Genomic DNA, 24378 nt, shown 5'->3' on the forward strand with positions numbered 1-24378 from the left:
GACAGGGCCTCGTTAGAAGTTGATCGCGCGGCCTTCGGCGGCCAGCGCGGATTCGAGAATCGCCTCCGACAGCGTCGGATGCGCGTGGCAGGTCGACGCGACCTCGGCCGTGGTCGACTCGAGCGTCATCGCGAGGCCGATCTCGGCGATCAGGTCCGTCGCGCCGTGGCCGACGATGTGCGCGCCCACGATCTCGCCGTGCTTCGGCTCGGCGAGGATCTTCGCGAAGCCCGCGGTGTGCGCGGCGGCGATCGCTTTGCCCGAAGCCGTGAACGGGAACTTGCCCACGCGCACCTCGCCGTACTTCGCGCGCGCCTGCTCCTCGGTGAGCCCGATCCACGCGACCTGCGGCTGCGCGTAGATGCAGAACGGGATGTGGAAGGCGTGAGCGTGCTTGCGCGCGCCCGCGATCAGCTCGACGGTCTGGATGCCCTGCTCGCTCGCCTTGTGCGCGAGCAGCGCGCCGCCAATCACGTCGCCGATCGCGGAGACGCTCGGCGCGGCGGTGCGGAAGTGCTCGTCGACCTGCACGAAGCCGCGCGCGTCGAGCGTGACGCCCGCGCTCTCGAGCCCGAGATCGCTCGACAGCGCGCGCCGCCCGATCGCGACGAGCACCTGATCGAACGTGAGCTCCTCGCTCGCGCCGTTCTTCGAGACGGTCACGCGAACGCCCGAGCCCTCGATCTTCAGCTGCTCGAACTTCGTGCTCGTGCGCACCGCGATCTTTTTCTTCGCGAACTCGCGCGCCACGGTCGCGGCCACTTCCTTGTCCGCGCCCGGCAGCATCTGGTCCGCCATCTCCACCATCGTGACCTGCGCACCGTACATCGCGTAGACGTACGCGAACTCCATGCCCACCGCGCCCGCTCCGATCACGAGCAGCGTGCCCGGCACGCGCCGCGACTCGAGCGCCTCGCGCGAGGTGAGCACGCGCACGCCGTCGATCGGAATGCTCGGCTGCGCCCACTCGCTAGAGCCCGTCGCGAGCAGCACGTGCTTCGCGTCGATGGCGCGCTCGCCCGCGCCCGTGACGACCACGCGGTTCGCGCCGTCGAGCCGACCGCGCCCGTGTAGCCACTCGATCTTGTTCTTCTTGAACAGCGACGTGACGCCCTTGTTGAGCCGATCTGCCGTCGCGCGCGAGTGATCGATCAGCTTCCCGTAGTCGAGCGTGATGCCGCTCGCGCTCACGCCGAACGTCGCGCCGTGCTGCGTGAGGTTCTCCACCAGCTCCGCGCCGGTGAGGAGCGCCTTCGACGGGATGCAGCCCCAGTTGAGGCACACGCCGCCAAGCCGATCCGCCTCGACGACGGCGACGCGCATGCCGAGCTGCGCGGCGCGGATCGCGGCGACGTAGCCGCCGGGGCCGGCGCCGATCACGGCGAGGTCGAAGCTCGAGCTGCTCACGCGATTTCCTCTCGAAGCGAGACGGATCGGCGTGGCCGTCGCCGCGCTTGATGGCGCGGGCTGCGTTAGGCGACCGGCTTTTCTACCTGGCGCGGCGGCAGCTCGTCGATTTCCTTGTGGCGGCCCTGTGCGTCGACGCGCTCGGCCTGGATTCGCGCCTGCAGCTTGATCACGCCGTCGAGCACCGCTTCGGGCCGCGGCGGGCAGCCGGGCACGTAGATGTCCACGGGGATGATCGTGTCGATGCCCTGCACCACGGCGTAGTTGTTATAAGGGCCACCCGAGCAGGTGCAGGCGCCGAACGCCATCACCCACTTCGGCTCCGCCATCTGGTCGTAGACCTTCTTCAGGATCGGCGCGTTTCGATGTGAAATGGTGCCGACCACCATGAGCAGGTCGGCCTGGCGCGGCGAGAAGCGCGGCAGCGCGGCGCCGAAGCGGTCGATGTCGTAGCGCGGGCCGGCGGCGCTCATGAACTCCATGCCGCAGCACGCCGTCACGAACGGGTAGAGGAACATCGAGTACTTGCGCGCCCAGTTGAGGACGGCGTCGGCGCGCGTGGTGATGAACGAGTCGTTGCCTTGGCGGAGGATCTCGACGAGGTCGTCGGCGCGCTTCAGCGGCGAAACGCGGTCGCCTTGGTCGGTGATCGTCTGCAGCGCCATGGAGTCCTCCCCGAAGGGGCGGCACTATAGCCCCACGTTTTGGGGCGCATAGAGATGGGAACTGCGGATCTGGCGCACTCGACACCCGCGCAGCGGCTTCTCGCGTGGTGCGTGCACGCGCTCACGGCGAGCGGCGCGGCGATGGGCCTGTTCGCGCTGCTCGAAGCGGCGCGCGGCGATCTGCGCGCGAGCGCGCTCTGGATGCTCGCGGCATTCGCGGTCGACTCGGTGGACGGCACGCTCGCGCGCGCCGCGCACGTGCACGAGCGCACGCCCGGCATCGACGGCCGCCGCCTCGACGACGTGGTCGACTACCTCAACTACGTGATCGTGCCGTGCTTCTTCCTCGCGCAGGGCGGCTTCGTCGCATGGGGGTGGACCGCGCTGCCCGCGCTCGCCAGCGCCTACCAGTTCGCGCAGGCCGACGCGAAGACCGACGACCACTTCTTCCTCGGCTTCCCCTCGTACTGGAACTTCGTCGCCATCTACGCCTGGCTGCTCGAGGCCTCGTCGTTCACGACCGCGGCGTGGTTGTTAGGGCTCTCCGCGCTCGTGTTCGTGCCGATCAAGTACCTCTACCCGACGCGCATGACGCGCTTCGCGCGCGCGATGATCTTCGGCGCCGCCGCGTTCACGGCGCTGCTCACACTCGCGTGCGCGACGGGCGATGCCGCGCTGCGCACGAGCGCCGCGTGGATCTCGCTGCTCTACCCCGCCGCGTACGGCGCGCTCTCGCTGTGGCTCGGCGGGCTGCAGCGTGCGAGCCGCGCGTGACCACGGGCGTCCTGCTCGCACAGCTCGGCACGCCCGCGTCGCCCGCGGTGCGCGACGTGCGCCGCTATCTGCGCGAGTTCCTCTCCGACCCGCGCGTGATCGACCTGCCCGCGCCCGCGCGCTGGCTGCTCGTGAACGCCGTCATCGCGCCGTTTCGCGCGCCGAAGTCCGCGCACGCGTATCAGGCGGTGTGGACGCCCGCGGGTTCGCCGCTGCTCGTGCACTCGCGGGGGTTCGCCGAGGCGCTGCAGCGCGAGCTCGGCGACGGCTTCCGCGTCGCGCTCGGCATGCGCTACGGCGCACCGCGCCTCGCAGACGCGCTCGCGGAGCTGTGCGACGCGGGCGTGTCGCGCATCGTCGCGTTTCCGCTCTACCCGCAGGTGGCCGAGTCATCGAGCGGCACCGCGATCGCCGCAATTCGCGACGCCGCGGCGAAGCGCACAAGCGCGCCGCCGCTCGCGTTCGTCCCCGCGTTCTTCGCGCAAGCGGGCTTCATCGCCGCGGTCGCGGAGCAAACCCGCGCCGTGATTGAGCGCGCGCGCTGCGATCACCTCTTGCTCAGTTACCACGGCCTGCCCGAGCGCCACGTGCGCGCCGCGGACCCCACGCGATCGCATTGCCTCGCGAGTGGAACGTGCTGCGACGCACCGCCCGCAAGCGTGCTCGCGAGCTGCTACCGCGCGCAGTGCTTCGCCACCACGCGCGCGATCCGCGCCGCGCTCGCGCTGCCGAGCGAGCGCGTCACCACCTCGTTCCAGTCGCGCCTCGGCCGCGACCCCTGGATCAAGCCCTGGAGCGACGAGGAGCTACCGCGGCTCGCCGCGCGCGGCGTGAAGCGCCTCGCGGTCGCGTGCCCGTCGTTCGTCGCGGACTGCCTCGAGACGCTCGAGGAAGTCGGCATTCGCGCGCGCGAGCAATGGCTCGCGCTCGGCGGCGAGGAGCTCGCGCTGGTGCCGTGCGTGAATGCGGACTCGAGCTGGGTGCGCGCGGCGGCGGAGCTGGTGCGCACGTCCCGATGAACGCGTGCTGCGCGAACGCACGGCTCAGTTCCCTGAGAACTCCGGCTTCCGCTTCGCGAAGAACGCCGTCACCGCTTCGCGGAAGTCGTCGCTCTGCGACGCGAGCAACCACTGGTCCGCGTCCATGTGCATCACCGCGCGATCGAGCGCGCCCGCGACGTGGTTCACGCTGCGCTTGATCATCTGCACGGCCAGCGGCGGCAGCGCCGCGTACTCCTCGGCCCAGCGCTGCGCGGCCGCGTCGAGCTCCGCGCGCGGCACGACCTCGTCGAGGTAACCCCAGCGCTCGAGCGTCGCGGCGTCGAACAGCTTGCCGCTCGCGATCATGCGCTTCGCGCGCGCGGCGCCGACGAGTCGCACGCACAGCGGCACCGCGTTCCACATCAGGTTGATGCCGAGCTTCACCTCGCCGTAGCCGATGCGCGCGTCGTCGGCGCCGACGCGGAAGTCGCACGCGCTCGTGATGCACGCGCCCGCGCCGGTCGCGATGCCTTGCACCGCGCAGATCGTCGGCTGGTGGATCTCCTCGATCGCGTGCATCAGCGCCGCGCCGAGCTCTGCGCCGCGGCGGCGCATCACGAGACTCGGCGGCTTTGCGTTCTTCGCGGGGCGCTGCTGCTGAAGGTCCGCGCCCACCGAGAAGTCGCGCCCCTCCGCGCGAAAGATCACGGCGCGCGTCTCCTCGTCGGCCGCGAACCCGCGCGCGGCATCGATCAGCGCCTGCATCATCGCGGGCGTCACCGCGTTGCGGCGCTCGGCGCGCCGGAGCGTGACGGTCGCGATGCGACCCGCGCGCGCGACCTCGATGACAGGCTCCGTCACGTCTCCCCCGCTGGTCGAACCGAGGTCCCTGCTTCGTTGCGCAACTCCGGTGGGCGTTGGCTCAGCCCAAGAAGCCGAACGCTGCGCCCATCAACGTGAAGCGCACGACGTGGTAGCCCCCGTTGATCAGGAAGAGCGTGAGCGTGCTGCGCTCGAACAGGTAGTTCGTGGCGATCGAAGCGGCGACCCAGAAGAGACCCGCGGAAAAGCCGAAGCCGACCGCGAAGAGCCCGCTGTGCTCGCCTAACAAGCCGAGGAAGATTCCGAACACCACCGCGCTGAGCGCCGCCAGAACTGCGGTGAGGCCGTAGGTCTTCGCGGGGTTGAAGTCCTTGGTGAGCTGCTCCTCGCTGAAGCCGTGCTCGGCCATCCATGCCTTCCCGAACAGCGGGCCGTACCAAAGGCCGCCCAGTGCGAACGCGAGCACGGTCGCGACGAGCGTGGCGAGCCAAGAAATCTCGGGCATCGAGTCGTCCTCCGCGTGAGGCCGCATGATGCGCGCGCCCCCGTGCGGGAATCAATCCGCGCGTGCGCCCGCCGCGAGGCCACTCGCGAATGCGTCGCCCAGCGCGACGCCATCGAGCCAGCCGCCCGCGAGCTGGAAGCTCGGGCTCGCTGCGACGCGGGCGCGCAGCGCTGCGGCCAGCGCCGCGTGATTCGCGCCCGGCTGCGCGACGGCGTGCACCCAGCGCGAAGCCGCGAGCACGCGCGGGGTGGCGTGCAAACCGAGCGCGCGATCGAGGCCCGCGAACACGCGCCGCGCGATCTCGTCGTCGCTCGCGTCCAGCACGCTCGGCCAGCGCGCGCCTCCGATCAGCGCGGTGACGAGCTCGCGACCCGCTGGCGCGCGTCCTGCGAAGAGCTGCGACATGAAGAGCGCGCCGAGCAGATCGAGCTGCATGTCGCGCGGCACGAGAAAGCCGAAGCCCGCGAGCTGCGTGCGCAGCGCGCTCGGGTCGACATCGAGCGAGACGCTCGCGATCGGCACGTACGCGACGCTCGCCGCGGCGCGCGACGCTTCCGGATCGAGCGCTGCGAGCAGCTGCGCTGCGGCGGGCGCCTCCGCTGCGAGCACGAGCGTGCGCGCGCGAATCACCTCGCGTTCGAGCGCGATGCGCCAGGCGGTGCCGTCGCGCGCGATCTCTCGCACCGGCGCGCTGCAGCGCACGGCGCCGTCGCCGAGCGCGCCCGCAATCGCCGCGGCGAGCGCCCCGAGGCCGCCGCGCGCAGAGAGGCTGCCTGCGAGGCCCCGCGGCGCGCGGGCGAACAGCGATGCGAGTGCGCCGCCTACGATCGAGCCGCGCTCGCGCTCGAAGCGCACGAGCGAGGGGAACACGGCGTTCGCGCCGAGCTGCGTCTCGTCGCCCGCGTAGACCCCGGTGAGGAAGGGCGCGACGAGCTTCTCCAGCGCCTCGGGCCCGAGCCGGCGGGCGACGAACTGAGCCACGGTCTCGCGCGCGCCGTCACCGCGCGGGGTGAACGGCTCGGCGAGCAGGCGCAGCTTGCCGCGCGCAGACACGAGCCTCGTCGTGGCGAATGCCAGGGGCGAGAGCGGCACGGCGACGAGGCCCTCGGGCCGGAGCAGGTAGCGCGCGCGGCTCGCAGGTCCCGCCTTCTCCACGAGCGCCTCGGCGCGCGTCTCCCGTAACAACTCGAGCAGCGGCGCCCCGATGCGCAGCGAGTTCGGTCCGCGCTCGAAGGTGAAGCCGTCTTGCGTAACGGTGCGCATCGCGCCGCCTGGCGCCTCGCGTGCCTCGAGCACGAGCACGTCGCGCCCGCGGCGCTTCAGCGCGTGCGCTGCGCCAAGGCCCGCCGCGCCGGCGCCGATCACGACCGCGTCGCGATCGCTCTCGCTCACGGCTCAGGCGCTCGCGGGCGCGAGCGCGCGCACCGCGTCGGTGAACGCGCGCACGCCTTCCACGGGCGTCTCCGGCAAACAGCCGTGGCCGAGGTTCATCACGTGCCCGCGCGCCGCGCGCCCCGCCGCCGCGATCTCGCGCACGCGCGCGAAAATCTCCTCGCGCGGGCGCGCGAGCTCGTGCGGATCGAGATTGCCCTGCACGCTCGCGAGCCGTCCCGCTTTGCGCGCCGCGCTCGCGAAGTCGACCGCGCCGCCCACCGAGATCACGTCGGCGCCGCCGTCGAGCATCGCGTCCACGAGATGCGGCGCGTCGTTCATGTAGAGGATCAGCGGCGCCTTCTCGCGGCGGATGCCCTGCGCGATCGCGCGCGTGTGCGGCAACACCAGCGCGCGGTACTCGGGCTCGCTGAGCGCGCCCGCCCAGGTGTCGAAGAGCTGCACCACTTGCGCGCCCGCGTCGATCTGCGCGTTGAGATACGTGACGGTCATCTCGGCGAGCTTCTCGAGCAGCGCCGCGAGCGTGGCCGGCTCGCGCGCGGCGAGCTCGCGCAGCGAGGTGTACTTGCGCGTCGGGTCGCCGCGGCCCTCGACCAGGTACGTCGCGAGCGTGAACGGCGCGCCGGCGAAGCCGATCAGCGGCGTCTGCGTCGCAGCCAGCTCCTTGCGCAGGCGGCGCAGAATCTCGAACACGTACGCGACGGACTCCGGCTCGAAGCGCGTGAGCGCGTCGACCTGCGCGCGCGTGCGAATCGGCGGAGTGATGACGGGGCCGGGCGCGAAGTCGACGTCGACGCCGAGCCCGAGCACGGGCACGAAGATGTCGCAGAAGAACACCACCGCCTCGGTGCCGACGAGGCGCAGCGGCTGCAGCGAGATCTCGACCGCGCGCTCGACGTCGCGGCACGAATCGAGGAACGCCTGCCCCGCGCGCGCCGCGCGGTACTCGGGCAGGTAGCGGCCCGCTTGGCGCATGAGCCACACCGGCGGGCGATCCACCGGCTCGCCGCGGCAGGCGCGCAGCATGCGGGTCGTGCGATCTACCGAATTCACTCCGCCCGCCTCCGGCTCGCTGCGCGGACCGCTTCGCGGCGCTTGCCGCGTCGGTTCTCAAGTTCGGCGTCGAGGCCCATGGTGCCTAATAGCCGCCGAGGCTCGCCCAGCGTGCGCGGTGGAAGGCGGCGTCGCCGAAGGTGAGCTCGCAGGCGCGCGCGCGCTTCATGTAGAGGCCGATGTCGTACTCGTCGGTCATGCCGACGCCGCCGAACATCTGCACGCCCTCGTTCGCCGCGAGCACGTACGCGTCCGAGCACTTCGCCTTCGCGAGCGAGGCGAGCCGCGCGAGCTCCTCGCTGTTCTCGTCGACCGCGCGCGCCGCCGCCATCACCACCGACTTCGCGAGCTCGAGCTCGATGAACACGTCCGCCGCGCGGTGCTTCAGCGCCTGGAACGAGCCGATCGGCACGTCGAACTGCTTGCGCGTCTTCAGGTGCTCGACCGTGAGCGCAAACGCCTGCTCCATCCCGCCGAGCATCTCGGCGCACAGGCCGATCGTGGCGCGATCGATCACACGCGCGAGCAGCGCCCCGCCCTGCCCCTCGGCGCCGAGCAACTCGCCACTGGCGCCTTCGAGCTTCGCGATCGCGGCGCCGCGCGAATCGAGGCGCGTCTGCCGCGTCACGCTGAGCCCGGCGGCGCCCTTCGTCACGAGGAACAGGGAGATGCCCGCGGCGTCGCTCGCGGCGCCCGACACTCGCGCCGGCACGATCAGCGCGTCGGCGACGTGGCCGTCGAGCACCTGCACCTTCTCGCCCGTGAGCTTCCAGCCCGCGCCAGCCTTCTCGGCGCGCGTCTCGACGTGGTGCACGTCGTAGCGGCTGCGCGCCTCTTGATGCGCGAGCGTCACGATCGCGTCGCCGCTGCACAGCTTCGGCAGCCACGCCTGCTTCTGCGCGTCGCTCCCGCCTAACAAGAGCGCCTGCCCGCCCATCAGCACGGTGGAGAGAAACGGCTCCGGCGCCAGCGTCTTGCCCAGCTCCTCGAGCACCACCGCGAGCTCCGCAAACCCGAGCCCTGCACCGCCGTGCTCCTCCGGAAACGCGAGCCCCACCCAGCCCAGCTCCGCCATCTCCTTCCACAACGCGCGCGAGAACCCCGTCACATCTCGCGAATCGCGAAGCGCGCGGAAACGCGAGACCGGCGACTTCTCCTTCACGAAGTCTGCCGCCGTCTTTGCGATGAGTTCTTGGTCTTCGGTGAGCGCGAGATCCATATGCGTGCCTCTCTCTTTCTGCGGGTCTCTCGGGGCCTCTCGGGAAGAGTTCCTTGTGCTTCGCTCGCCTCCGCGGACTACGGCTCGCTGCGCGCCGCGTTACGCATCCAGCTCGTCCCTGCTTGGGCGCTCGCGGCTTGCTGCACACATCGCGCCCGCGTTTCGTCGTCAGGCAGAGGTTGCTTGGCTGGGATTTCGCAGCGAACCGCCATCAATCCGGCAGCCCGAGCACGCGCTTTGCGATCACGTTCCGCTGCACTTCCGAAGTCCCACCTTCGATCGAGTTGCCGCGGGACCGGAGCCAATCACGCGTCGTGGTGAGCTCCTCGTCCGAGAACCCAGGCCCTTCCCACCCTAATGACTGCGGGCCGGCGAGGCGTACGAGCGTCTCTTGGCGGCGCATGTTCAGCTCGGTGCCGTAGGCCTTGAACATCGAGCTCTCGGCGCCGGGCTGGTGGCCGGCCTTCGCGGCGTCGCGCGAGCGCTGCGTGGTGAACGCGAACGCGCGCGTGTCCATCTCGATGCGCGCGATCGCGTCGCGCGCGGCGGCGTCCGTGATGCGCCCGCTCGCGTCGCTCGCCACGTACTGCCGCGCGCGCTCGGCGAGCGTGCGGCGCGAGCCGCCGCCCGCGCCGAAGGCCTCGGCCACCATCGTGCGCTCGTGACCGAGCAGCGCTTTCGCCACGGTCCAGCCCGCGTTGATCTTGTGCACCACGTTCTTCTTCCACGCCTTCACGTCCGTGAAGTGCGTCTCGCAAAACGGCGAGCTGCCGCTGATCAACAGGATTGGCGAGACGGAGACGCCGGGCGTCTCCATGTCGATCAAGATGAACGTGATGCCTTCTTGCTTCTTCGCCTTCGGGTCGGTGCGCACGAGCGCGAAGATCCAGTCCGCCTTGTCCGCGTACGAGGTCCAGATCTTCGTGCCGTTCACGATGTAGTGATCGCCCTTGTCCTCGGCGCGCGTCTGCAAGCCGGCGAGGTCGGAGCCGGCGCCGGGCTCGGAGTAGCCCTGGCACCAGCGGATCTCGCCGCGGCAGATCTTCGGGAGGTGCTCCTTCTTCTGCTCCTCGTTCCCGAACTGGAGCAGCGTGGGCCCGATCATCGTGAGCCCGAAGCCGACGAGCGGCGGCGGCATGCGCAAGCGGCGCAGCTCTTCGGCGAGCACCTTCGCTTCGTCCTTGCCGAGCCCGCCGCCGCCGTACTCCTTCGGCCAGGTCGGCGCGGTGAAGCCGCGCGAAGCGCAGGCGTCGAGCCACTTCTTCTGATCGGGGTCGGCGCTCTTCAGCCACTTCTTCCCGCCCCAGATGCCCTCGAGCTGATCCGCCGGCATGCCGCGCAGCCGCTGCGGCGCATTCGCCTCCAACCAACCGCGCGTATCCGCGCGAAACGTCTCGAGATCGGCCATCGCGATTCCTCCACGGGTGGAAACGACGGGGGCTCGCCCCCTTGTTTCCGCGAAGCGCGGCACGGTAGCCCGGCAGATCGCAGCGTCATTCCGTAGCTTGGGCTCGATGCGCATCCTGCTCGCCAGTCCCCGCGGCTTTTGCGCCGGCGTCGACCGCGCGATCGAGATCGTCGAGCAGGCGCTCGCGCACTTCGGGCCGCCCGTCTACGTGCGCCACGAGATCGTCCACAACCGCCACGTCGTCGACGCGCTGAAGGCGAAGGGCGCCGTGTTCGTGGACGAGCCGCGCGAAGCACCGCCCGGCGCGCTGCTCATCTACAGCGCTCACGGCGTCTCGCCGGCCGTGCGCAGCGAGGCGGAGGCGCAGGGGCTGCGCACGATCGACGCGACCTGCCCGCTCGTGACGAAGGTGCACCTCGAGGCGCAGCGCTTTGCGCGCGACGGCTACGAGATCGTGCTGGTGGGCCACGCGGGCCACGTCGAGGTCGAGGGCACGATGGGCCACGCGCCCGAGCGCATGCGCCTCGTGGAAGATGCGGGCGACGTCGCCGCGCTCGACGTCGCGCAGCCGGAGAAGCTCGCGGTGCTCACGCAGACGACGCTCTCGGTAGACGACACCCGCGAAGTCACCGACGCGCTGCGCGCGCGCTTCCCCGAGATTCGGCTGCCGCGCAAGGACGACATCTGTTACGCGACGCAGAATCGCCAGAACGCGGTGAAGCAGCTCGTCGCCGAGTCGCAGCTCGTGCTCGTGGTCGGCGCCCCGGAGAGCTCGAACTCGAATCGGCTCGTCGAGATCGCGCAGAAGGCCGGCGTCGCGGCGCACCTCGTGCAGAGTGAGAGCGACGTGCGCGCGGAGTGGCTCGCGGGCGTGACCACCATCGGCGTCACGGCGGGCGCGTCGGCGCCGGAGTCCGTCGTGCAAGACGTGGTGGCGAAGCTGCGCGAGCTCGGCGGCGTGCACGCGCGCGTCGAGAGTCAGCCGATCGTCGACGAGGGCGTCGTGTTCCAGCTGCCGAGGCTCGACGCCGCCGAAGCGCGCAAGTAGCTCTCGATGACCGACGCAAACGCGCCGAGCGGCGCGCGAACCGGCGCGAGCGAAGTCGAGGAAGATCTCGAGGCGCTGCCCGACCCGGAAGGCGGCCCTGCGAATCCCGCCGGTGCGCTCGCGGTCGGCGCCGGCGCGCCGCATCGCTCGCTCGGGACGCGCCGCGAGATCTGGCGGCTCGCGCTCCCGGTGATGGCCTCGATGACCCTCGCCAGCGCCGTGGGCATGGTCGACGTGTGGATGATGAAGGGCCTCGGCGCCACCGCGCAGGCCGCGGTCGGCTTCGGCTCGCAGGCCTTCATGCTCGCCCAGGCCGTGCTGTTCGCGCTCTCGTTCGCGTGCGTGTCGCTGATGGCGCGCGCGATCGGCGCGAAGCAAGTCGGCGATGCGCGGCGCGCGCTCGCGGCGTCGCTCACCGTCTCGCTCGGCGTGGGCGTGCTGCTGTTCTTGCTGATGGGCGCGGCGCCGCACGTCGTGCTCTCGTACATGAACCCCGAGCCGGCGGTGCTCGAGCTCGCAGCGCCGTATCTCCAGCTCGTGATGCTGGCGACGATCTTGATGTCGCTCTCGCTCACCTTCGAGAGCGCGCTGCGTGCGAATCGCGACACGGTCACGCCGATGCTCGTGACCGCGCTCGTCGCCGTGGCGAAGATCGGACTCAACGCGCTGCTGATCTTCGGCTACGGCGACGCAGTCCCTGCGCTCGGCGTCGCGGGCGCGGGCTGGGCGACGCTGGGCGCGCAGGGCGTCGCGCTGCTCGGCTTCGCGCTCGTGCGCGCGCGCGCGGGCGCCGACTCGCCCCTCGCGGTGACGGGCCGCGACTTCGCATCGATCGGGACGATCGTGCCCGGCTTGTTACGGATCGCCGCGCCCGGCGTGGTCGAACGCGCGATTCTGCAGGGCGCGATGTTCACCTACGTCAGCGCGGTCGGGACGTACGGCACGTACGCGGCCGCCGCGTACACGATCGGTGTGCGCCTGCTCTCGTTCTCGTGGATTCCGGGCAATGGCTTCTCGCAAGCGGCAGCGACGATCGTCGGGCAATCGCTGGGCGCGGGCGATCTCAAGGGCGCCGAACGCGCGACGCGGCGCGCGGCGAGCCTCTCGGTGACGGTCGCGATCGGGATGGGTGTGATCGCCGCGTTCGCCGACCGGCCCCTTGCAGAAACGTTCGCCGCCGACCCGCACACGGTCGACGCGCTGATCCCGTTCATGATGTGCCTCGCGGTCGCGCAGCCGTTCATGCAGCTCCACTTCACGCTCGCGGGCGCGTTCCGCGGCGCCGGCGACACGGTCACCTCGCTCATCGCCGCCGTGATCGGCAACTGGGTCTTCCGCGTGCCGTTCGCCTGGCTCGTGACGAACGTGCTGCACGCCGACCTGATCTGGGTCTGGGCCGTGCTGATGCTCGATCACGTGGCGCGCGCGATCTGGCTGGTGTGGGCGTTCCGCCGCCGCGACTGGGCGAAGCGGCTCGGCGGGATCTCGGCGAGCGCTTAGCCGCGCTCAGTCTCCGAAGTGAACCATGCCCCCGTTCGGCGTGAAGATCGCGCCCGTGCTGCCGCCATCGATTCCGCTCGAAAGGCGCGAGCTCCAAGTCGTGTCGCGACCGCCGCCGCCCCCGGTTCCGCCGGCGGCCATTGCCATCGCCACGAGGTTCCATTGCGGTGGGCCGCCTTCGAAGCCCGCGAATCCCTCGGCGGTCAGGAAGTAGCGCGCGGGCAGAATCGGTCCGCCGAGCAGCTGCGACAGGGCCAGCACGTCCCAGGCGTGCAGCTCGCGCCCGTTCACGAAGACGCCCGTGCCCCCGCCCGAGGCCTCTGAGCGCAGCTCGCCTCCGAGCTGGAGTCCCGGCCGAAGGAAGCCCGCCGTCGGTCCGCCTTCGCCGCCCCACGCGCCCGAGATGGGGTCGTACCAGAAGCGCGCATCCGGAATGCGCAGCCGGTAGTCGCGCTCGATCCGCGCGAGGTCGGACGCACTGAGCCGCGTCGCGTTGACCACGACCTGGCGGGCGCTCGCAGGTGGAGACGCGGCGACGGGGTCGCGGGCCGGCGCGACGGCGCCCGCTCGCTGCAGCAGGACCGACTCCGCCTCGTCTCCTGCGCCGAGCGTCAGCACGAGCTGCGCGCCCTCGAAGCGCGCGCTGCAGGGCAACGCTTCCCCCGCGAGGTTTGCCGTGCCGGCGAATCCGCTAGCGCCGCGCCGCGCGTCGATCGTCGCCGACGAGCCGTCGCTCTCGAGCGTTCCGCGGACGGAGCCCCCCGTGGCCTCGGTGAGTGTGAGCTGGAGCGAAGGATCGGCCTCACTGCGCCAGACGCCGGACAGCGGCTGCGCGAGTGCGCTGCCCGCGATCCCGAGGCCCGCCGCGATCCAAAGTGCCGTGCGCGTCATCTCGACCTCCTCCCCGCAAGGCTACGCGCACCGGGCGCGCAGCGGAGTCCGCGCGTGGCGAGCGCGCGTCCTGCAAATCCACGACGACGAGCGTCGCTCCCTGGAAGACGACGCGGCGCGTGCGCGCGAGCGCGAGCGCATTGCGCGAGAAGTCGAGGCTGTACGGCGCCCACTTCTTCCAGAGCCATTGCCCGTTTTGGAGGTTCACGCGCGCGAACTCGTCGGACTAGAGGCACAGGCTCCTGCGCGGCCGCGTGAAGGCGAGGTGCGTGTAGCCGAGGCTCGTGAGGTACTCCGCGAGCGCTTCGGGCCCGCGGAAGAACGGCATGCCGGGCGACGGGCTCGTCGGGCCGAGGAAGTCGAGCGAGTGAATCGTCTGCGCGTCGTAGCGCCACTCCCAAGGCTGCTCGGCGGTAGAGACGACGCGCGCATTCACGGGAAGCGCAGCCTGCGCGGCGCGAATGTTCGCGGCGCCCTTCACGGACTCGAGCGTGAAGCCGTCGCGCACGAGCTTGTGCAGCGCGAACGCCCATTCGCGCGCGTCGTCTGCCGCGAACTCGAGGAGCGAGAAACGATTCGCGTCGTAGACGCGGTGCGTGGTCGCCGGCGCGAGCCACCACACGAGCGCGCTCGCCGCGAGCGCGCTTCGTCGCCAGCGCGCGCCTTCGCGCGCGAAGGCCGCCATCGCCGCGAGCACGAGCAGCGCCGGCACGCTCAGCGGCGCGACTTAGCGCAGCACCGTCCACGAATCGAAGGCGCTCGTCACGAGCGTCGTCGCCGCCCCTAACAAGAGCGTCGCCGCCGCGAGCTCCAGCGCGAGCGCGCGCCGCGCGACTGGCGCGCACGCGAGCGCCGCTACGGCGAGCAGCACAGGCACGCGCGCCGCGAGCGCACACTCGAGCGCGAACGCCGCGAGGCGTGCGGGCGCCATGGGCTCAGCGAACAAGTCGTCGAAGCGATAGTTCCCGGCGAAGAGCGGAAACAGCGGCGTGCCCGAGGAGCGCCACAGCGAGAGCGACCACGGCGCGAGCGCGAGCGCCGTCGTGAGCGCAGCGATCGCAGCGAGACGCAGGCGCCCGCGATCGCGCTGCAGCGCCGCGCGCGAGAGCGCGAACGCCCACAGCGCAGCCGGCAGCACCGCGTTGCTCACGCGCAGGCCGATCGCGAACGCGGCGATCACGCCGAACGCGACCGCGTCGCGCGTGCGCGTCGCGTCCGCCTCGCGCTCGGCCATGCGCGCGTGCAGCGCGAAGAGCGCGAGCGCGCTCGCGTACGGCAGCAGCAGCGGCAGCGTGTTGATGTAGGGCACGCTGAGCGTGCCAAGCAGCGCGAGCAAGACGAACGCGCGCTTTGCGTGCACGCTCGCGCCTCCGCGGGATGCGGCATCGCAAGCGAGCAGCGCCGCTCCGAGCAGCGCGGGTAAACCGAAGAACGCGTCGGCCGCCGCGTTCGCCGAGACGCCGAAGCCCGGCGCGAAGAAGCTCTGCAGCCACTGCCCCGAGCCGAGCACGCCGAGCCGGCGCGTACTGAACGGCTCCTCGAACGCGCCCGTCTCCAACAGCAAGCGCGGGAAGTGCAGGTACTGCACGAAGTCGTCGCACGGGTTGTAGTGCGGGAAGCGCAGCGCCCCGAGCCCGCGCGCCAGCACGAACGCCGCGATCGGCAGCAGCCAAAGCGCGCTCGCCCACGTCGCGCTCTCGCGCGCGCCCGGCCGCGACTCTCTCGGCGCACGCGGCAGCACGAAGCCGAGCGCTGCCAGCGCACACAGCGCGTACGCCGCCGCGCGCGAGTACGCGCCGAGCGCCACGAACCAGCCCGCAACGGCGCAGAGCAGCGCAAGCCCCGTGAGCCATTGCGCCCCGAACGGCAGCGAGCCCGCGCGCAAACCGCACGCGCGCGACAGGAGCCGCGTCGCACCGAGCGCCCCCACCGAGAGCGCAAGCGGCGGCGCGAACAGCTCGAGACTCACGCCGCGCGCTCACTCGCGCGAGCAACGCTGCCGCGACGAATCCCCTCGGAAACGCGCAACGAGCGCGGTGCTCGCAACGACGCCGACGCCGCTCGAAGCGGCGGAGGCGCCGCCCGCCCAACCCCCGGGACGATCGCGTTCCGACACCGAGGAGCGCAGTGCGGGGGGCCGGGCGCTGCGGAGCCGAAATCAAGCGCAGAGAGGCCCCGCGAGAATGGTCGCGCGCAGATCAACGCAACGTGGCCAGCCGGCAACGCGGCCGAACGAGAGGCGGGCCGAACGAGCCATTCGGCGCAGCAGCGCCCGGCCCCCCGCGCTGCGCGGCGCCGGCGAAAGACACCCACGCCTCGCACCTCGGGCCGCAATCTCACACGAGCGCCGGCGCGCGCTCCTCGACGCGCAGCACGAGCTCGTCCTCGCCCGCGTCGACGGTGACGCGCCCGCCGCGCGCGAGCTTCCCGAACAGCATCTCCTCGGAGAGCTTGTCCTTGAGCTCGGTCTGGATCACTCGCGCCATCGGCCGCGCGCCGAAGTCCGGGTCGTACCCCTTCTCGGCGAGCCACGTCCGCGCCGCGTCCGTCAGCGCGATCGTCACCTTCTTGTCCTTGAGCTGCGCCTCCACCTCGCGCACGAGCTTGTCGACGACGCGCCCCATCACGTCGGGCGTGAGCGAACCGAACGACACGATCTCGTCGAGGCGGTTGCGGAACTCAGGGCTGAACATGCGCTCGATCTCGGACTTGTTCGTCTTGCGTCCGCCCGAGAACCCGATCGCCGCCTTCGCGAGATCGCGCGCGCCGACGTTCGAGGTCATCACCAGGATCACGTGGCGGAAGTCGGCCTCGCGGCCGTGATTGTCGGTGAGCGTCGCGTGATCCATCACCTGCAGCAGGATGTCGAACAGGTCGCGGTGCGCCTTCTCGATCTCGTCCAACAACAACACGGCGTGGGGCTGCTTGCGGATCTTTTCCACCAGCATGCCGCCCTCGTCGTAGCCGACGTAGCCGGGCGGCGCGCCGATCAGCCGCGCCACGGCGTGCTTCTCCATGTACTCGCTCATGTCGAAGCGCAGGAATGGCACGCCGAGCGTCTTCGCGAGCTGTTTGGCGAGCTCCGTCTTGCCCACGCCCGTGGGACCGGTGAACAGGAAGCAGCCCATCGGCTTCTCCGCGCCCCCGAGCCCCGCGCGTGCGCGCTTCACCGCGCGCACCACGGTGTCGATCGCGCTGTCCTGCCCGAACACGACGCCGCGCAGATCGCTCGGCAGCGACTCGAGGTGCGCCTTCTCGGAAACGGTGGCGCGCGCGAGCGGCGTCCCGGTCATGCGCGCGATCAACTGCTCGATGTCGCGCACCGTCACCGTCTTCCCGGCTTTGGTCTGCGGCTGGAGCTTCACCGCGGCTCCGACTTCATCCATCACGTCGATCGCCTTGTCCGGCAGGAAGCGATCGTTGAGGTGCTTGGCCGACAGCTCGACGCACGCCGAGAGCGCGGCCTTCGAGTACTTCACGCCGTGATGGGCCTCGTAGTGCGGCGCGAGGCCTTCGAGGATCTTCTGCGCCTCCGCCTCGCTCGGCTCGGGCACGTCGACGCGTTGGAAGCGCCGCGCGAGCGCGCGGTCCTTCTCGAAGTGGCGGTACTCCTGATAAGTCGTGGAGCCGATGCAGCGCATCTCGCCGCCCTGCAAGATCGGCTTCAGCAGGTTGGAGGCGTCGACGGTCGCGCCGCTCGCCGCGCCCGCGCCGAGAATCGTGTGGATCTCGTCGATGAAGAGCACGGGGTTGTCGCGCTCCTTCAGCGCCGCGATCAGCGCCTTGAAGCGCTGCTCGAAGTCGCCGCGGTACTTCGTGCCCGCGAGCAGCGCGCCGAGGTCGAGCGAGTGGATCTCGGCGTTCTGAAGATTCGCGGGCACGCGGCCCTGATGAATGCGCTGCGCGAGGCCCTCGGCGATCGCCGTCTTCCCCACGCCCGTCTCGCCCACGAAGATCGGATTGTTCTTCCGCCGCCGCGCGAGGATGTGCACCGTGCGATCGAGCTCGCTCTCGCGGCCCACGAGCGGATCGAGCTTCCCCTGCGCCGCGAGCTCCGTGAGGTTCTGCGCGAACGCCGCGAGCGGGTCCGCGGGCATCTCCTCCTCGTCGCCGCCGCGCGCGCTCTCCTTCGCGCGCTTCGCGTCGCCCTTCTTCGCGGCGGGCGGCTTCAGCTTCGACTCGCCGTGCGAGATCCAGCGCAGCACGTCGAGCCGCGAGACGTCTTGCTTCCGTAACAAGTCGACCGCGAACGAGTCCGGCTCGTTGAGGATCGCCGCGAGCAGGTCGCCCGCCTCTACTTCTTCCTTCTCGGCGCTCTCGGCGTGCTGGAGCGCGCTCTGCAGCACACGATGGAAGGCCATGGTCTGCGCGGTGTCTTCCTTGCCGCCTTCCGGGATTTTCTCGAGCTCCTCCTCGAAGTACGCGTCGAGCGCGCGCTTCAGCTGCGCGACGTCGACGCCGACGTGCTTCAGCACGTTCTCGCCCGCATCGTCGTGCGCGAGCGCGTAGAGCAGGTGCTCCACGGTGAGGTAGGCGTGACGGCGCGCGACGGCTTCGCGCAGCGACGCCTGAATCGTCATGTGGAGCTCGCGATTGATTTGACTCACTCGGCCTCGACCCCCGCGCGCAGCGGATAGCCGCGCTCTTCGGCCAGCTTGTGGACTTGCGAAACCTTCGTCTCGGCGACCTCGTGCGTGTAGACGCCGGCGATGCCCTTCCCGCCGCGATGGATTTGCAGCATCAGCGCGTTCGCCTCCACCGGGCTCTTGCGAAACACCGACTCCAGCAGGTTCACCACGAACTGCATCGGGGTGTAGTCGTCGTTGTAGAGCACGACCTTGTACTTCGGCGGGCGCGCCTGTTTTTCGCGCGTGCGTTCGAGCACGCTGCCTTGGCGATCCCGCTCGTCCCGTGTTCCTGCCACGGCGGCCCAACATAGCCGCGACCCGATCGACTCCGGGCTGCGCAGGGATCGCGCGGCCAGATTTCACCGCGCATGGCTCCGCCTCGCTGCGCGCTTCGCTCCCGCGCTTGGCTTCGCTCGCCTCGGCCTCGCTGCGCGCTCCGCTCCCGCGCTTGGCTTCGCTCGGCTCCGCCTCGCTGCGCGCTTCGCTTGCGGACCCCTTCCGGTCGCGATCTTTCCCGCCCACACTCGTCCGCCATGCCCGACTTCGCGCTGCTCGATTCCGTGAGCGAGATCCCGCGCGAGGAGTGGAACGCGCTGGTCGGCGACGAATCGCCATTCGTCGAATGGGAGTGGCTCGCGTCGCTCGAGGAAGCGGGATGCGTCGGCGAGCGCACGGGCTGGACGCCGCGGCCGCTCGTGGTGCGCGAGGGCGGGCGGCTCATCGCGGCGTGCCCGCTCTACGTGAAGGCGAACAGCGAGGGCGAGTTCGTGTTCGATTGGGGTTGGGCCGACGCCGCGCAGCGCTCGGGCATCACCTACTACCCCAAGCTGCTCGTGGGCGCGCCGTTCTCGCCCGTGACCGGCGCGCGCTTCCTCACGGCAAAGGGCGAGGACCGCGCCGCTTGGCTGCCGCGCTTCGCGCGCGCGCTCGCCGAGCTGTGCGAGGGCAACGAGCTCTCGAGCGTGCACGTGAACTTCCTGCGCGACGACGAGCGCGACGCGCTCGAGCGCGCGGGTTTCCTCGTGCGCGCGGGCTTCCAGTACCACTGGCGCAATCGCGGCTTCGCGAGCTTCGACGACTACCTCGCGAGCCTCACCAGCAAGCGCCGCAACCAGGCGAAGCGCGAGCGGCGCGAGCTCGCCGAGCAAGGCGTCGCGATCGAGGCGCTCAGCGGCGACGCGCTCACGCCCGAGCTCGCGCGCGAGATGTTCCGGATCTACCTCGCGACGATCAGTAACAACCCGTGGGGCCGTCAGTACCTGAACCAGAGGCTATTCACGCTGTTGCGGGAGCGCTGGGCGCACCGGCTCTGCTTCATGCGCGCGCGCGTGGGCGACGATCTGGTCGCCGGCACGATCAACGTGCAGAAGGGCGCCGCGCTCTACGGCCGCTACTGGGGCGCGCTGCGGCCGATGCGCCACCTGCACTTCAACACGTGTTACTACGCGGGCATCGAGCACTGCATTCGCCGCGGTCTCGCATGCTTCGAGCCCGGCGCCGGCGGCGAGTACAAGCAGCTGCGCGGCTTCGACGCGACCGCCACCTACAGCGCGCACTTCATCGCCGACGCGCGCCTGCGCGACGCGATCGCGCGCTTCCTCGAAGCCGAGCGCCGCAAGGTCGCCGGCGCGATCGACTGGTACGCCGAGCACTCGGCGAATCGCGACGGACCCGTGATTCCGGACTGAGCGTGCCGCTTGGCTTTCGCTTCCCGGGGCGCGCGTCAAGAAGCCCTCGCTGCGCACCGATGAATGGCGCGGATGGGCGCGACACGCGTAGGCAAGACGCTCGGCAACTTCCGCATTCTCGAGTGCCTCGGGAGCGGCGGCGCCGGCATGATCTGGAAGGCTGAGGACCTGACCCTCGGCCGCGTCGTCGCGCTCAAGGCTCTGCGCCCCGAGCTCGAGCATGACGGCGAGATGGCCGAGCGCTTCCGCGCCGAGGCGCGCGCGCTCGCGAAGCTCTCGCACCCGAACGTCGCCTCGCTCTACAGCCTGATCGAAGACGACGACGGACTCTTTCTCGTGATGGAGTACGTCGAGGGCAACACGCTCGCGGCGCTGCTCGCGACGAGCGGGCCCCTGCCCTTCGACAGCGCGTTCGCGCTCTTCCACCAGATCCTCGACGGCGTGGGCCACGCGCACGACGCAGGCGTCGTCCATCGCGACCTCAAGCCGGCGAACCTGATGGTGGACGCGCGCGGGCGCGTGAAGGTGATGGACTTCGGCATCGCGCGAATGGCTGGCGCCGCGCGCACGACGCATCACGGCAAGCTCGTGGGTACGCCGGAGTACATGTCGCCCGAGCAGGTGCGCGGCGAGGATGCGACGCTGCGCAGCGACATCTACTCGCTCGGGATCTTGCTGTACGAGATGCTCACGGGTCAGCCGCCCTTCCGCGCCGCAGCCTCGTTCGAGCTGATGCGCGCGCAGCTCGAGAGCGAGCCGCACGATCCGCGGCTGCACCGGCGCGACCTCGATGCGCGCGTCGCCGAGGCCGTGCTGCGCGCGCTCGCGAAGCGCCCCGCGGATCGCTTCGAGTCGACGCGCGAGCTGCAAGACGTGCTGCTCAGCGTCGGCGCCTCGCGTCGCGGGCGAGCGGTGCTGCCCGTGTGGCGCGACGTGCCGACGCCCGCCACGAGCAGCGAGGCACGGACGCTGTCCGCGAGCGCAATCACGATCTCGCAGCGGCGCGGCGAGCCGCCGCTCGCGAGCGCGACCGAGCCCTACGCCGTGGTCCACGCGCAGGCGTCGAGCGCGCTCGACAGTGCGCTCGACGACGTGTTCGCGCGCGCGAGCGTGGACGCGACCGCGCGCGCCGATGCGCCGGCGACGCGCGTGATCGACGCGTCCCTCGATACCGAGCAGATCGAGCCCGCGAGCCCGACGCGCATGCTCGAGGACGCGCCTTTCGACGCGCACGTGCGCGCGCTCGCACGAGAGGGCGAGCCCCGCGCTCCAGTCGCGCCGCGCGCGCAGTTGTTATGGGCCGCGGGCGCGGCGCTCGCCGTACTGCTCGCGCTGGGAGTCGTGAAGCTCGCATCGCGCGAGGAGCCCGCTGAACCCGCAGTCGTGCCGGCAGCCGAGGCGCTGCCCGCTGCTGCGGCGAGCGGACGACCCGACGAGGCGGCGAAGGCGGAGAGTCGAGTCGATCCGGCACCCGCCCAAGATTCGGAAGCGAAGCCCGTACAGCGCGTGCGCGACCCTGCGCCCGCACCGCGCGCGGCGCCCGCGGCACCGAGCGAGGAGGACTCCGGATGGACCATTCGGCGCTGACCCGCGCCCTGTGCGCGCTGCTGCTGGCCGCTGCGAGCGCGTGCGCGACGACCGCACCGGTTGCGCGGTCGGGCTACGCCCCTGCCAAGAGCGCGCAGCTGCCCGGCCCGAAGCTGCTCGGTACCGAGGCCGAGGTCGCGGCGCAGTACGCGTGCGCGAATCAGAAGGCTTCGCTCGTGCTCGAAGAGAGCTCGCTCGCGCCGTCGCCCCTCGGCGCGGGTCAAGAGTTCGGCCACCGCGTCGTGTACGCGCTCTGCCCCGCGCGCGAGAAGCAAGGCATCGCGGGCACGCTGCGCACGCGCATTCGCTTCGGCACGCAGATCGTGGTGGAGGACAGCGCCCCGTACCGCATCGAGCCCGGCCGCTGGGCCGTCGACACGTTCATCGCGCTGCCCCCGCACGCAAAGCCGGGCGCGTACGAGGTCGAAGTCGAGTTCGCGAGCGCGGCGAGTCCGGTACGGTTCGCGACGAAAGTTCCCTTCAGCGTGTGGGTGAAAACGAGATGAAGCTGGGCGCGGCGCTCGCACGCGCCGCGTTCTTCGCGGTGCTGATGGTGATCGCCGGCGGGCTCGTTCTCACGGGCACGCGCGACGGCGACGCCCCCGACGACTCCGACCTGCGCGCGCTGCCCGTTGCACCTCCCGACTTCGCGAACGCTCAGCTCACGCTCACCTCTGCAGCAGCGCTGCTCGTGCGCGACACGCAGGACTCGCGCTGGCCCGCTCTCGCGAGCGGCGAGGCGTGGGACGACGCGCTCGTTCCACACGCCCTCACCGCGAACGAGGCAGCGCTGCGTGCGTTCGAACGCGCGGCTCGGCAGCCCACCTTCCAGTCGAGCGGCGCGGAGACCGCGGAGGAGCTCGTCGCCTGGATCGATCTCGCACGGCTGCAGGGGGTGCGCGCGATCTCGCTCGCGCGCGCGGGTGAGCCGCCCGCGGCAGTCGCTGCAGCGGTCGCGGACCTCCGCGTGGCGCGCCTCGTCGCCGGCGACGCGCGCGGAACTCAGCTCGTGCGCGAGGTCGCGGAAGCCATGGCGGACGCGAGCTGGCGCGCGACGCACGAGGTGCTGCGACACGTCGCGCTCGGGGTAAGCGACGCGCATGGGTTCGCAGGCGAGCTGGCCGCCGCGCGCGCCGACGCAACCGGCGTGCGCAGTCAGCTCGTCGCGGCGTATCGCGACTTCGCCGGTGCCGACGCGCCTGCCGCGGATCTTCCGCCCGCAGCGCTCAGCCCCGCGCTGCGCTGGCTGAGCACTGCGCTCCCCGCGCGCCATCGCATTCAGCCCAACAACACGCTCGCGCTCTACGCAGAGCGGGCGCGCGCGCGCATCGCGGCGGCGGACGAGTCGTGCGCTGCGGACGACACGACGCCGCTGTTCACGCCGAGCCTTCGCTCGGTCGTCGCCGCGAACTCCGAGGGCCGCTCGCGAATCGACTCCTCGAGCGCGCTCGACGACGTGCGCCGGAGCGCGTGCCGCTGGAACACGCGCATCGAAGCGCTGCGGGCCGCGCTTGCAGTGCAGCAGTTCGAGCGCGAGAGGAGCGCGCTGCCGCCTTCGCTCGAGTCGCTCGTTCCCGATCATCTGCCCGAGCCGCCGCGCGACTGGTTCGGCGATGGCGCGCTCCGCCTCGACCGCGGCGCGCGAGAGATCGTTTCGTTCGGAGCATGGGACGTGCACACGGACGCGGGACCGCGCGAAGAGCGCTTTCCGCTGCTGCCCGCACCCGCCGCGCCCTGAGCACGGCTCGCGGTCTTGCCGCGTCGCAGCGCGCTTTGCTTGCCCGCGCGATACCGTCGCTCCTTCACCCAAGGAGCCGCACATGGCGCGCATCATCGGCAACCTCGCCCCCGAAGACGATCTGATGCATCCGCTCGGGCCCGAGAAGAACTTCAACGAGAGCGCCTACTACAACTTCTTCGACACGAAGAAGTCGCTCGGCGGCTGGTTCCGCATCGGCAACCGCGCGAACGAAGGCAGTGCCGAGCGCACCGTGTGCCTCTACCTCCCCGACGGCCGCGTGCTGTTCAGCTTCGGCCGCCCCTCGATCCCTAACAACGACGCCTTCGACGCCGCGGGGCTCAAGTTCGAAGTGCTCGAGATGACCGACCGCCACCGCACCACCTTCGACGGCAACGTGGTGGAGCTGCGCGAGCCGCGGCAGATGGCGGACCCGAAGGCCGCGTTCCAGAACAACCCGAAGAAGCGCGTCACGTTCGACCTCGAGCACGTCGCGGTCGGCCCGCTCTACGGCCACAAGGCCGAGGAGAAGCCGGGCGAGGACGCGAGCCAGGGCTTCGCGCGCGCGCACTTCGAGCAGCACATGAAGGTGACGGGCTCCCTGACGATCGACGGCGAAGTGCAGCGCATCGAGGGCTTCGGCCTGCGCGACCACTCGTGGGGCCCGCGCTTCTGGCAGGCGATCCACAGCTACGAGTGGCTCACGCTCAACTTCGGCGAGGGTCTCGGCGCGATGGTCTCGTGCGTGCAGCGCGACGCCGCGGGCAAGGAGACCTCGAAGGGCGGCGTGATCGTGCGCGGCATGGAGATGGAGCGCATCGTCGACGCGCAGATCACGGCCGAGTACGAAGACAACGGCCTCTACCACAAGAGCCTCACCGCAAAGATCAAGACCGAGAAAGGCGCGGAGCACACCATCACCGGCACCGTGAAGGGCTTCATCCCGCTGCGGAACCGCCGCGAGAACCTGGAGACCTTCATCGGCGAAGGCATGACGGAGTGGCGGATGGGAGATCAGGTCGGGTACGGGCTGAGCGAGTTTCTCAGGCAAAAGAAGTAGGAGCTCGCGGCTG

21 protein-coding genes are annotated in these 24378 nt (G+C 71.0%); 8 read left to right on the top strand and 13 right to left on the bottom strand.

The annotated features are described in order from the left end of the window. Positions 1-12 precede the first annotated feature (12 nt). Complete coding sequence (lpdA, locus tag FJ091_08695; protein MBM4383433.1) at positions 13-1407, bottom strand: dihydrolipoyl dehydrogenase; 1395 nt, start codon at positions 1405-1407, stop codon at positions 13-15. A gap of 65 nt (positions 1408-1472) precedes the next feature. Next, on the bottom strand, positions 1473-2072 hold the full coding sequence (nuoB, locus tag FJ091_08700; protein ID MBM4383434.1) for an NADH-quinone oxidoreductase subunit NuoB: 600 nt from the start codon (positions 2070-2072) through the stop codon (positions 1473-1475). A 368-nt stretch (positions 2073-2440) separates the two neighbouring features. Between nuoB and hemH the strand changes: the two genes are divergently transcribed. Continuing rightward, the gene (hemH, locus tag FJ091_08705) at positions 2441-3865 is read left to right on the top strand and encodes a ferrochelatase (protein ID MBM4383435.1); all 1425 of its coding nucleotides are present in this window, start codon (positions 2441-2443) and stop codon (positions 3863-3865) included. Between the two features lie 24 nt (positions 3866-3889). Here hemH and FJ091_08710 read toward each other — a convergent pair whose 3' ends face one another. The 6 genes from FJ091_08710 to FJ091_08735 all read right to left on the bottom strand — a co-directional run bounded on the left by FJ091_08710 (position 3890) and on the right by FJ091_08735 (position 10225). Continuing rightward, positions 3890-4687, bottom strand: a complete 798-nt coding sequence (locus FJ091_08710; GenBank protein ID MBM4383436.1) for an enoyl-CoA hydratase/isomerase family protein — start codon at positions 4685-4687, stop codon at positions 3890-3892. A 61-nt stretch (positions 4688-4748) separates the two neighbouring features. After that, positions 4749-5153, bottom strand: coding sequence for a DUF1761 domain-containing protein (locus tag FJ091_08715; GenBank protein MBM4383437.1), 405 nt, complete (start codon positions 5151-5153; stop codon positions 4749-4751). Positions 5154-5204: 51 nt separating this feature from the next. Beyond that, positions 5205-6545 (bottom strand): protoporphyrinogen oxidase, encoded by a 1341-nt coding sequence (gene hemG, locus FJ091_08720; protein ID MBM4383438.1) that lies wholly within the window; start codon positions 6543-6545, stop codon positions 5205-5207. Between the two features lie 3 nt (positions 6546-6548). Beyond that, positions 6549-7571 (bottom strand): uroporphyrinogen decarboxylase, encoded by a 1023-nt coding sequence (hemE, locus tag FJ091_08725; GenBank protein MBM4383439.1) that lies wholly within the window; start codon positions 7569-7571, stop codon positions 6549-6551. A 112-nt stretch (positions 7572-7683) separates the two neighbouring features. Next, positions 7684-8817, bottom strand: a complete 1134-nt coding sequence (locus tag FJ091_08730; GenBank protein MBM4383440.1) for an acyl-CoA dehydrogenase family protein — start codon at positions 8815-8817, stop codon at positions 7684-7686. A 211-nt stretch (positions 8818-9028) separates the two neighbouring features. Beyond that, positions 9029-10225 carry an acyl-CoA dehydrogenase family protein gene (locus tag FJ091_08735; GenBank protein ID MBM4383441.1) on the bottom strand — a complete coding sequence of 399 codons (1197 nt, stop codon included), beginning with the start codon at positions 10223-10225 and terminating at the stop codon, positions 9029-9031. Between the two features lie 106 nt (positions 10226-10331). On the opposite strand from FJ091_08735, the gene ispH reads away from it, so the two are divergent. Both ispH and FJ091_08745 read left to right on the top strand, forming a co-directional pair. Beyond that, the gene (gene ispH / locus FJ091_08740) at positions 10332-11273 is read left to right on the top strand and encodes a 4-hydroxy-3-methylbut-2-enyl diphosphate reductase (protein MBM4383442.1); all 942 of its coding nucleotides are present in this window, start codon (positions 10332-10334) and stop codon (positions 11271-11273) included. A gap of 6 nt (positions 11274-11279) precedes the next feature. After that, positions 11280-12773, top strand: coding sequence for an MATE family efflux transporter (locus FJ091_08745; GenBank protein MBM4383443.1), 1494 nt, complete (start codon positions 11280-11282; stop codon positions 12771-12773). A gap of 6 nt (positions 12774-12779) precedes the next feature. On the opposite strand, the gene FJ091_08750 is transcribed toward FJ091_08745, so the two are convergent. From FJ091_08750 to FJ091_08770, 5 genes are all read right to left on the bottom strand, one after another. Then, entirely contained in the window at positions 12780-13664 is an 885-nt protein-coding gene (locus tag FJ091_08750) for a hypothetical protein (protein ID MBM4383444.1), read from the bottom strand. A gap of 226 nt (positions 13665-13890) precedes the next feature. Next, positions 13891-14376 carry a hypothetical protein gene (locus FJ091_08755; GenBank protein ID MBM4383445.1) on the bottom strand — a complete coding sequence of 162 codons (486 nt, stop codon included), beginning with the start codon at positions 14374-14376 and terminating at the stop codon, positions 13891-13893. A gap of 15 nt (positions 14377-14391) precedes the next feature. Beyond that, positions 14392-15633, bottom strand: coding sequence for a hypothetical protein (locus FJ091_08760; protein ID MBM4383446.1), 1242 nt, complete (start codon positions 15631-15633; stop codon positions 14392-14394). Between the two features lie 367 nt (positions 15634-16000). Further along, positions 16001-18271, bottom strand: coding sequence for an ATP-dependent Clp protease ATP-binding subunit ClpA (clpA, locus tag FJ091_08765; GenBank protein MBM4383447.1), 2271 nt, complete (start codon positions 18269-18271; stop codon positions 16001-16003). Next, entirely contained in the window at positions 18268-18549 is a 282-nt protein-coding gene (locus FJ091_08770; protein MBM4383448.1) for an ATP-dependent Clp protease adaptor ClpS, read from the bottom strand. The genes clpA and FJ091_08770 overlap by 4 nt, the downstream gene beginning before the upstream one ends. A gap of 276 nt (positions 18550-18825) precedes the next feature. Here FJ091_08770 and FJ091_08775 point away from each other — a divergent pair, with 276 nt between their 5' ends. From FJ091_08775 to FJ091_08795, 5 genes are all read left to right on the top strand, one after another. Then, positions 18826-19980, top strand: coding sequence for an N-acetyltransferase (locus FJ091_08775; protein MBM4383449.1), 1155 nt, complete (start codon positions 18826-18828; stop codon positions 19978-19980). A gap of 72 nt (positions 19981-20052) precedes the next feature. Further along, positions 20053-21567, top strand: coding sequence for a serine/threonine protein kinase (locus tag FJ091_08780; GenBank protein MBM4383450.1), 1515 nt, complete (start codon positions 20053-20055; stop codon positions 21565-21567). Further along, positions 21549-22073 (top strand): hypothetical protein, encoded by a 525-nt coding sequence (locus tag FJ091_08785; protein MBM4383451.1) that lies wholly within the window; start codon positions 21549-21551, stop codon positions 22071-22073. The genes FJ091_08780 and FJ091_08785 overlap by 19 nt, the downstream gene beginning before the upstream one ends. Further along, positions 22070-23305 (top strand): hypothetical protein, encoded by a 1236-nt coding sequence (locus FJ091_08790; protein MBM4383452.1) that lies wholly within the window; start codon positions 22070-22072, stop codon positions 23303-23305. The genes FJ091_08785 and FJ091_08790 overlap by 4 nt, the downstream gene beginning before the upstream one ends. Before the next feature lie 82 nt (positions 23306-23387). Then, a complete protein-coding gene (locus FJ091_08795; protein ID MBM4383453.1) occupies positions 23388-24365 on the top strand; it encodes a hypothetical protein in 978 nt (325 codons plus the stop codon). Positions 24366-24378: the final 13 nt, after the last annotated feature.

This window comes from Deltaproteobacteria bacterium (assembly GCA_016875395.1).
In the GTDB taxonomy this organism is placed as follows: domain Bacteria; phylum Myxococcota_A; class UBA9160; order UBA9160; family UBA6930; genus VGRF01.

Coding starts and splice junctions, on each gene's coding strand:
- nuoB (MBM4383434.1), bottom strand. CDS start 2,072: ATGGCGCTGCAGACGATCACCGACCAAGGCGACCGCGTTTCGCCGCTG.
- hemH (MBM4383435.1), top strand. CDS start 2,441: ATGGGGGTGGACCGCGCTGCCCGCGCTCGCCAGCGCCTACCAGTTCGC.
- FJ091_08715 (MBM4383437.1), bottom strand. CDS start 5,153: ATGCCCGAGATTTCTTGGCTCGCCACGCTCGTCGCGACCGTGCTCGCG.
- hemE (MBM4383439.1), bottom strand. CDS start 7,571: ATGCTGCGCGCCTGCCGCGGCGAGCCGGTGGATCGCCCGCCGGTGTGG.
- FJ091_08730 (MBM4383440.1), bottom strand. CDS start 8,817: ATGGATCTCGCGCTCACCGAAGACCAAGAACTCATCGCAAAGACGGCG.
- FJ091_08735 (MBM4383441.1), bottom strand. CDS start 10,225: ATGGCCGATCTCGAGACGTTTCGCGCGGATACGCGCGGTTGGTTGGAG.
- ispH (MBM4383442.1), top strand. CDS start 10,332: ATGCGCATCCTGCTCGCCAGTCCCCGCGGCTTTTGCGCCGGCGTCGAC.
- FJ091_08745 (MBM4383443.1), top strand. CDS start 11,280: ATGACCGACGCAAACGCGCCGAGCGGCGCGCGAACCGGCGCGAGCGAA.
- FJ091_08750 (MBM4383444.1), bottom strand. CDS start 13,664: ATGACGCGCACGGCACTTTGGATCGCGGCGGGCCTCGGGATCGCGGGC.
- FJ091_08775 (MBM4383449.1), top strand. CDS start 18,826: ATGCCCGACTTCGCGCTGCTCGATTCCGTGAGCGAGATCCCGCGCGAG.
- FJ091_08780 (MBM4383450.1), top strand. CDS start 20,053: ATGGGCGCGACACGCGTAGGCAAGACGCTCGGCAACTTCCGCATTCTC.
- FJ091_08785 (MBM4383451.1), top strand. CDS start 21,549: ATGGACCATTCGGCGCTGACCCGCGCCCTGTGCGCGCTGCTGCTGGCC.
- FJ091_08790 (MBM4383452.1), top strand. CDS start 22,070: ATGAAGCTGGGCGCGGCGCTCGCACGCGCCGCGTTCTTCGCGGTGCTG.
- FJ091_08795 (MBM4383453.1), top strand. CDS start 23,388: ATGGCGCGCATCATCGGCAACCTCGCCCCCGAAGACGATCTGATGCAT.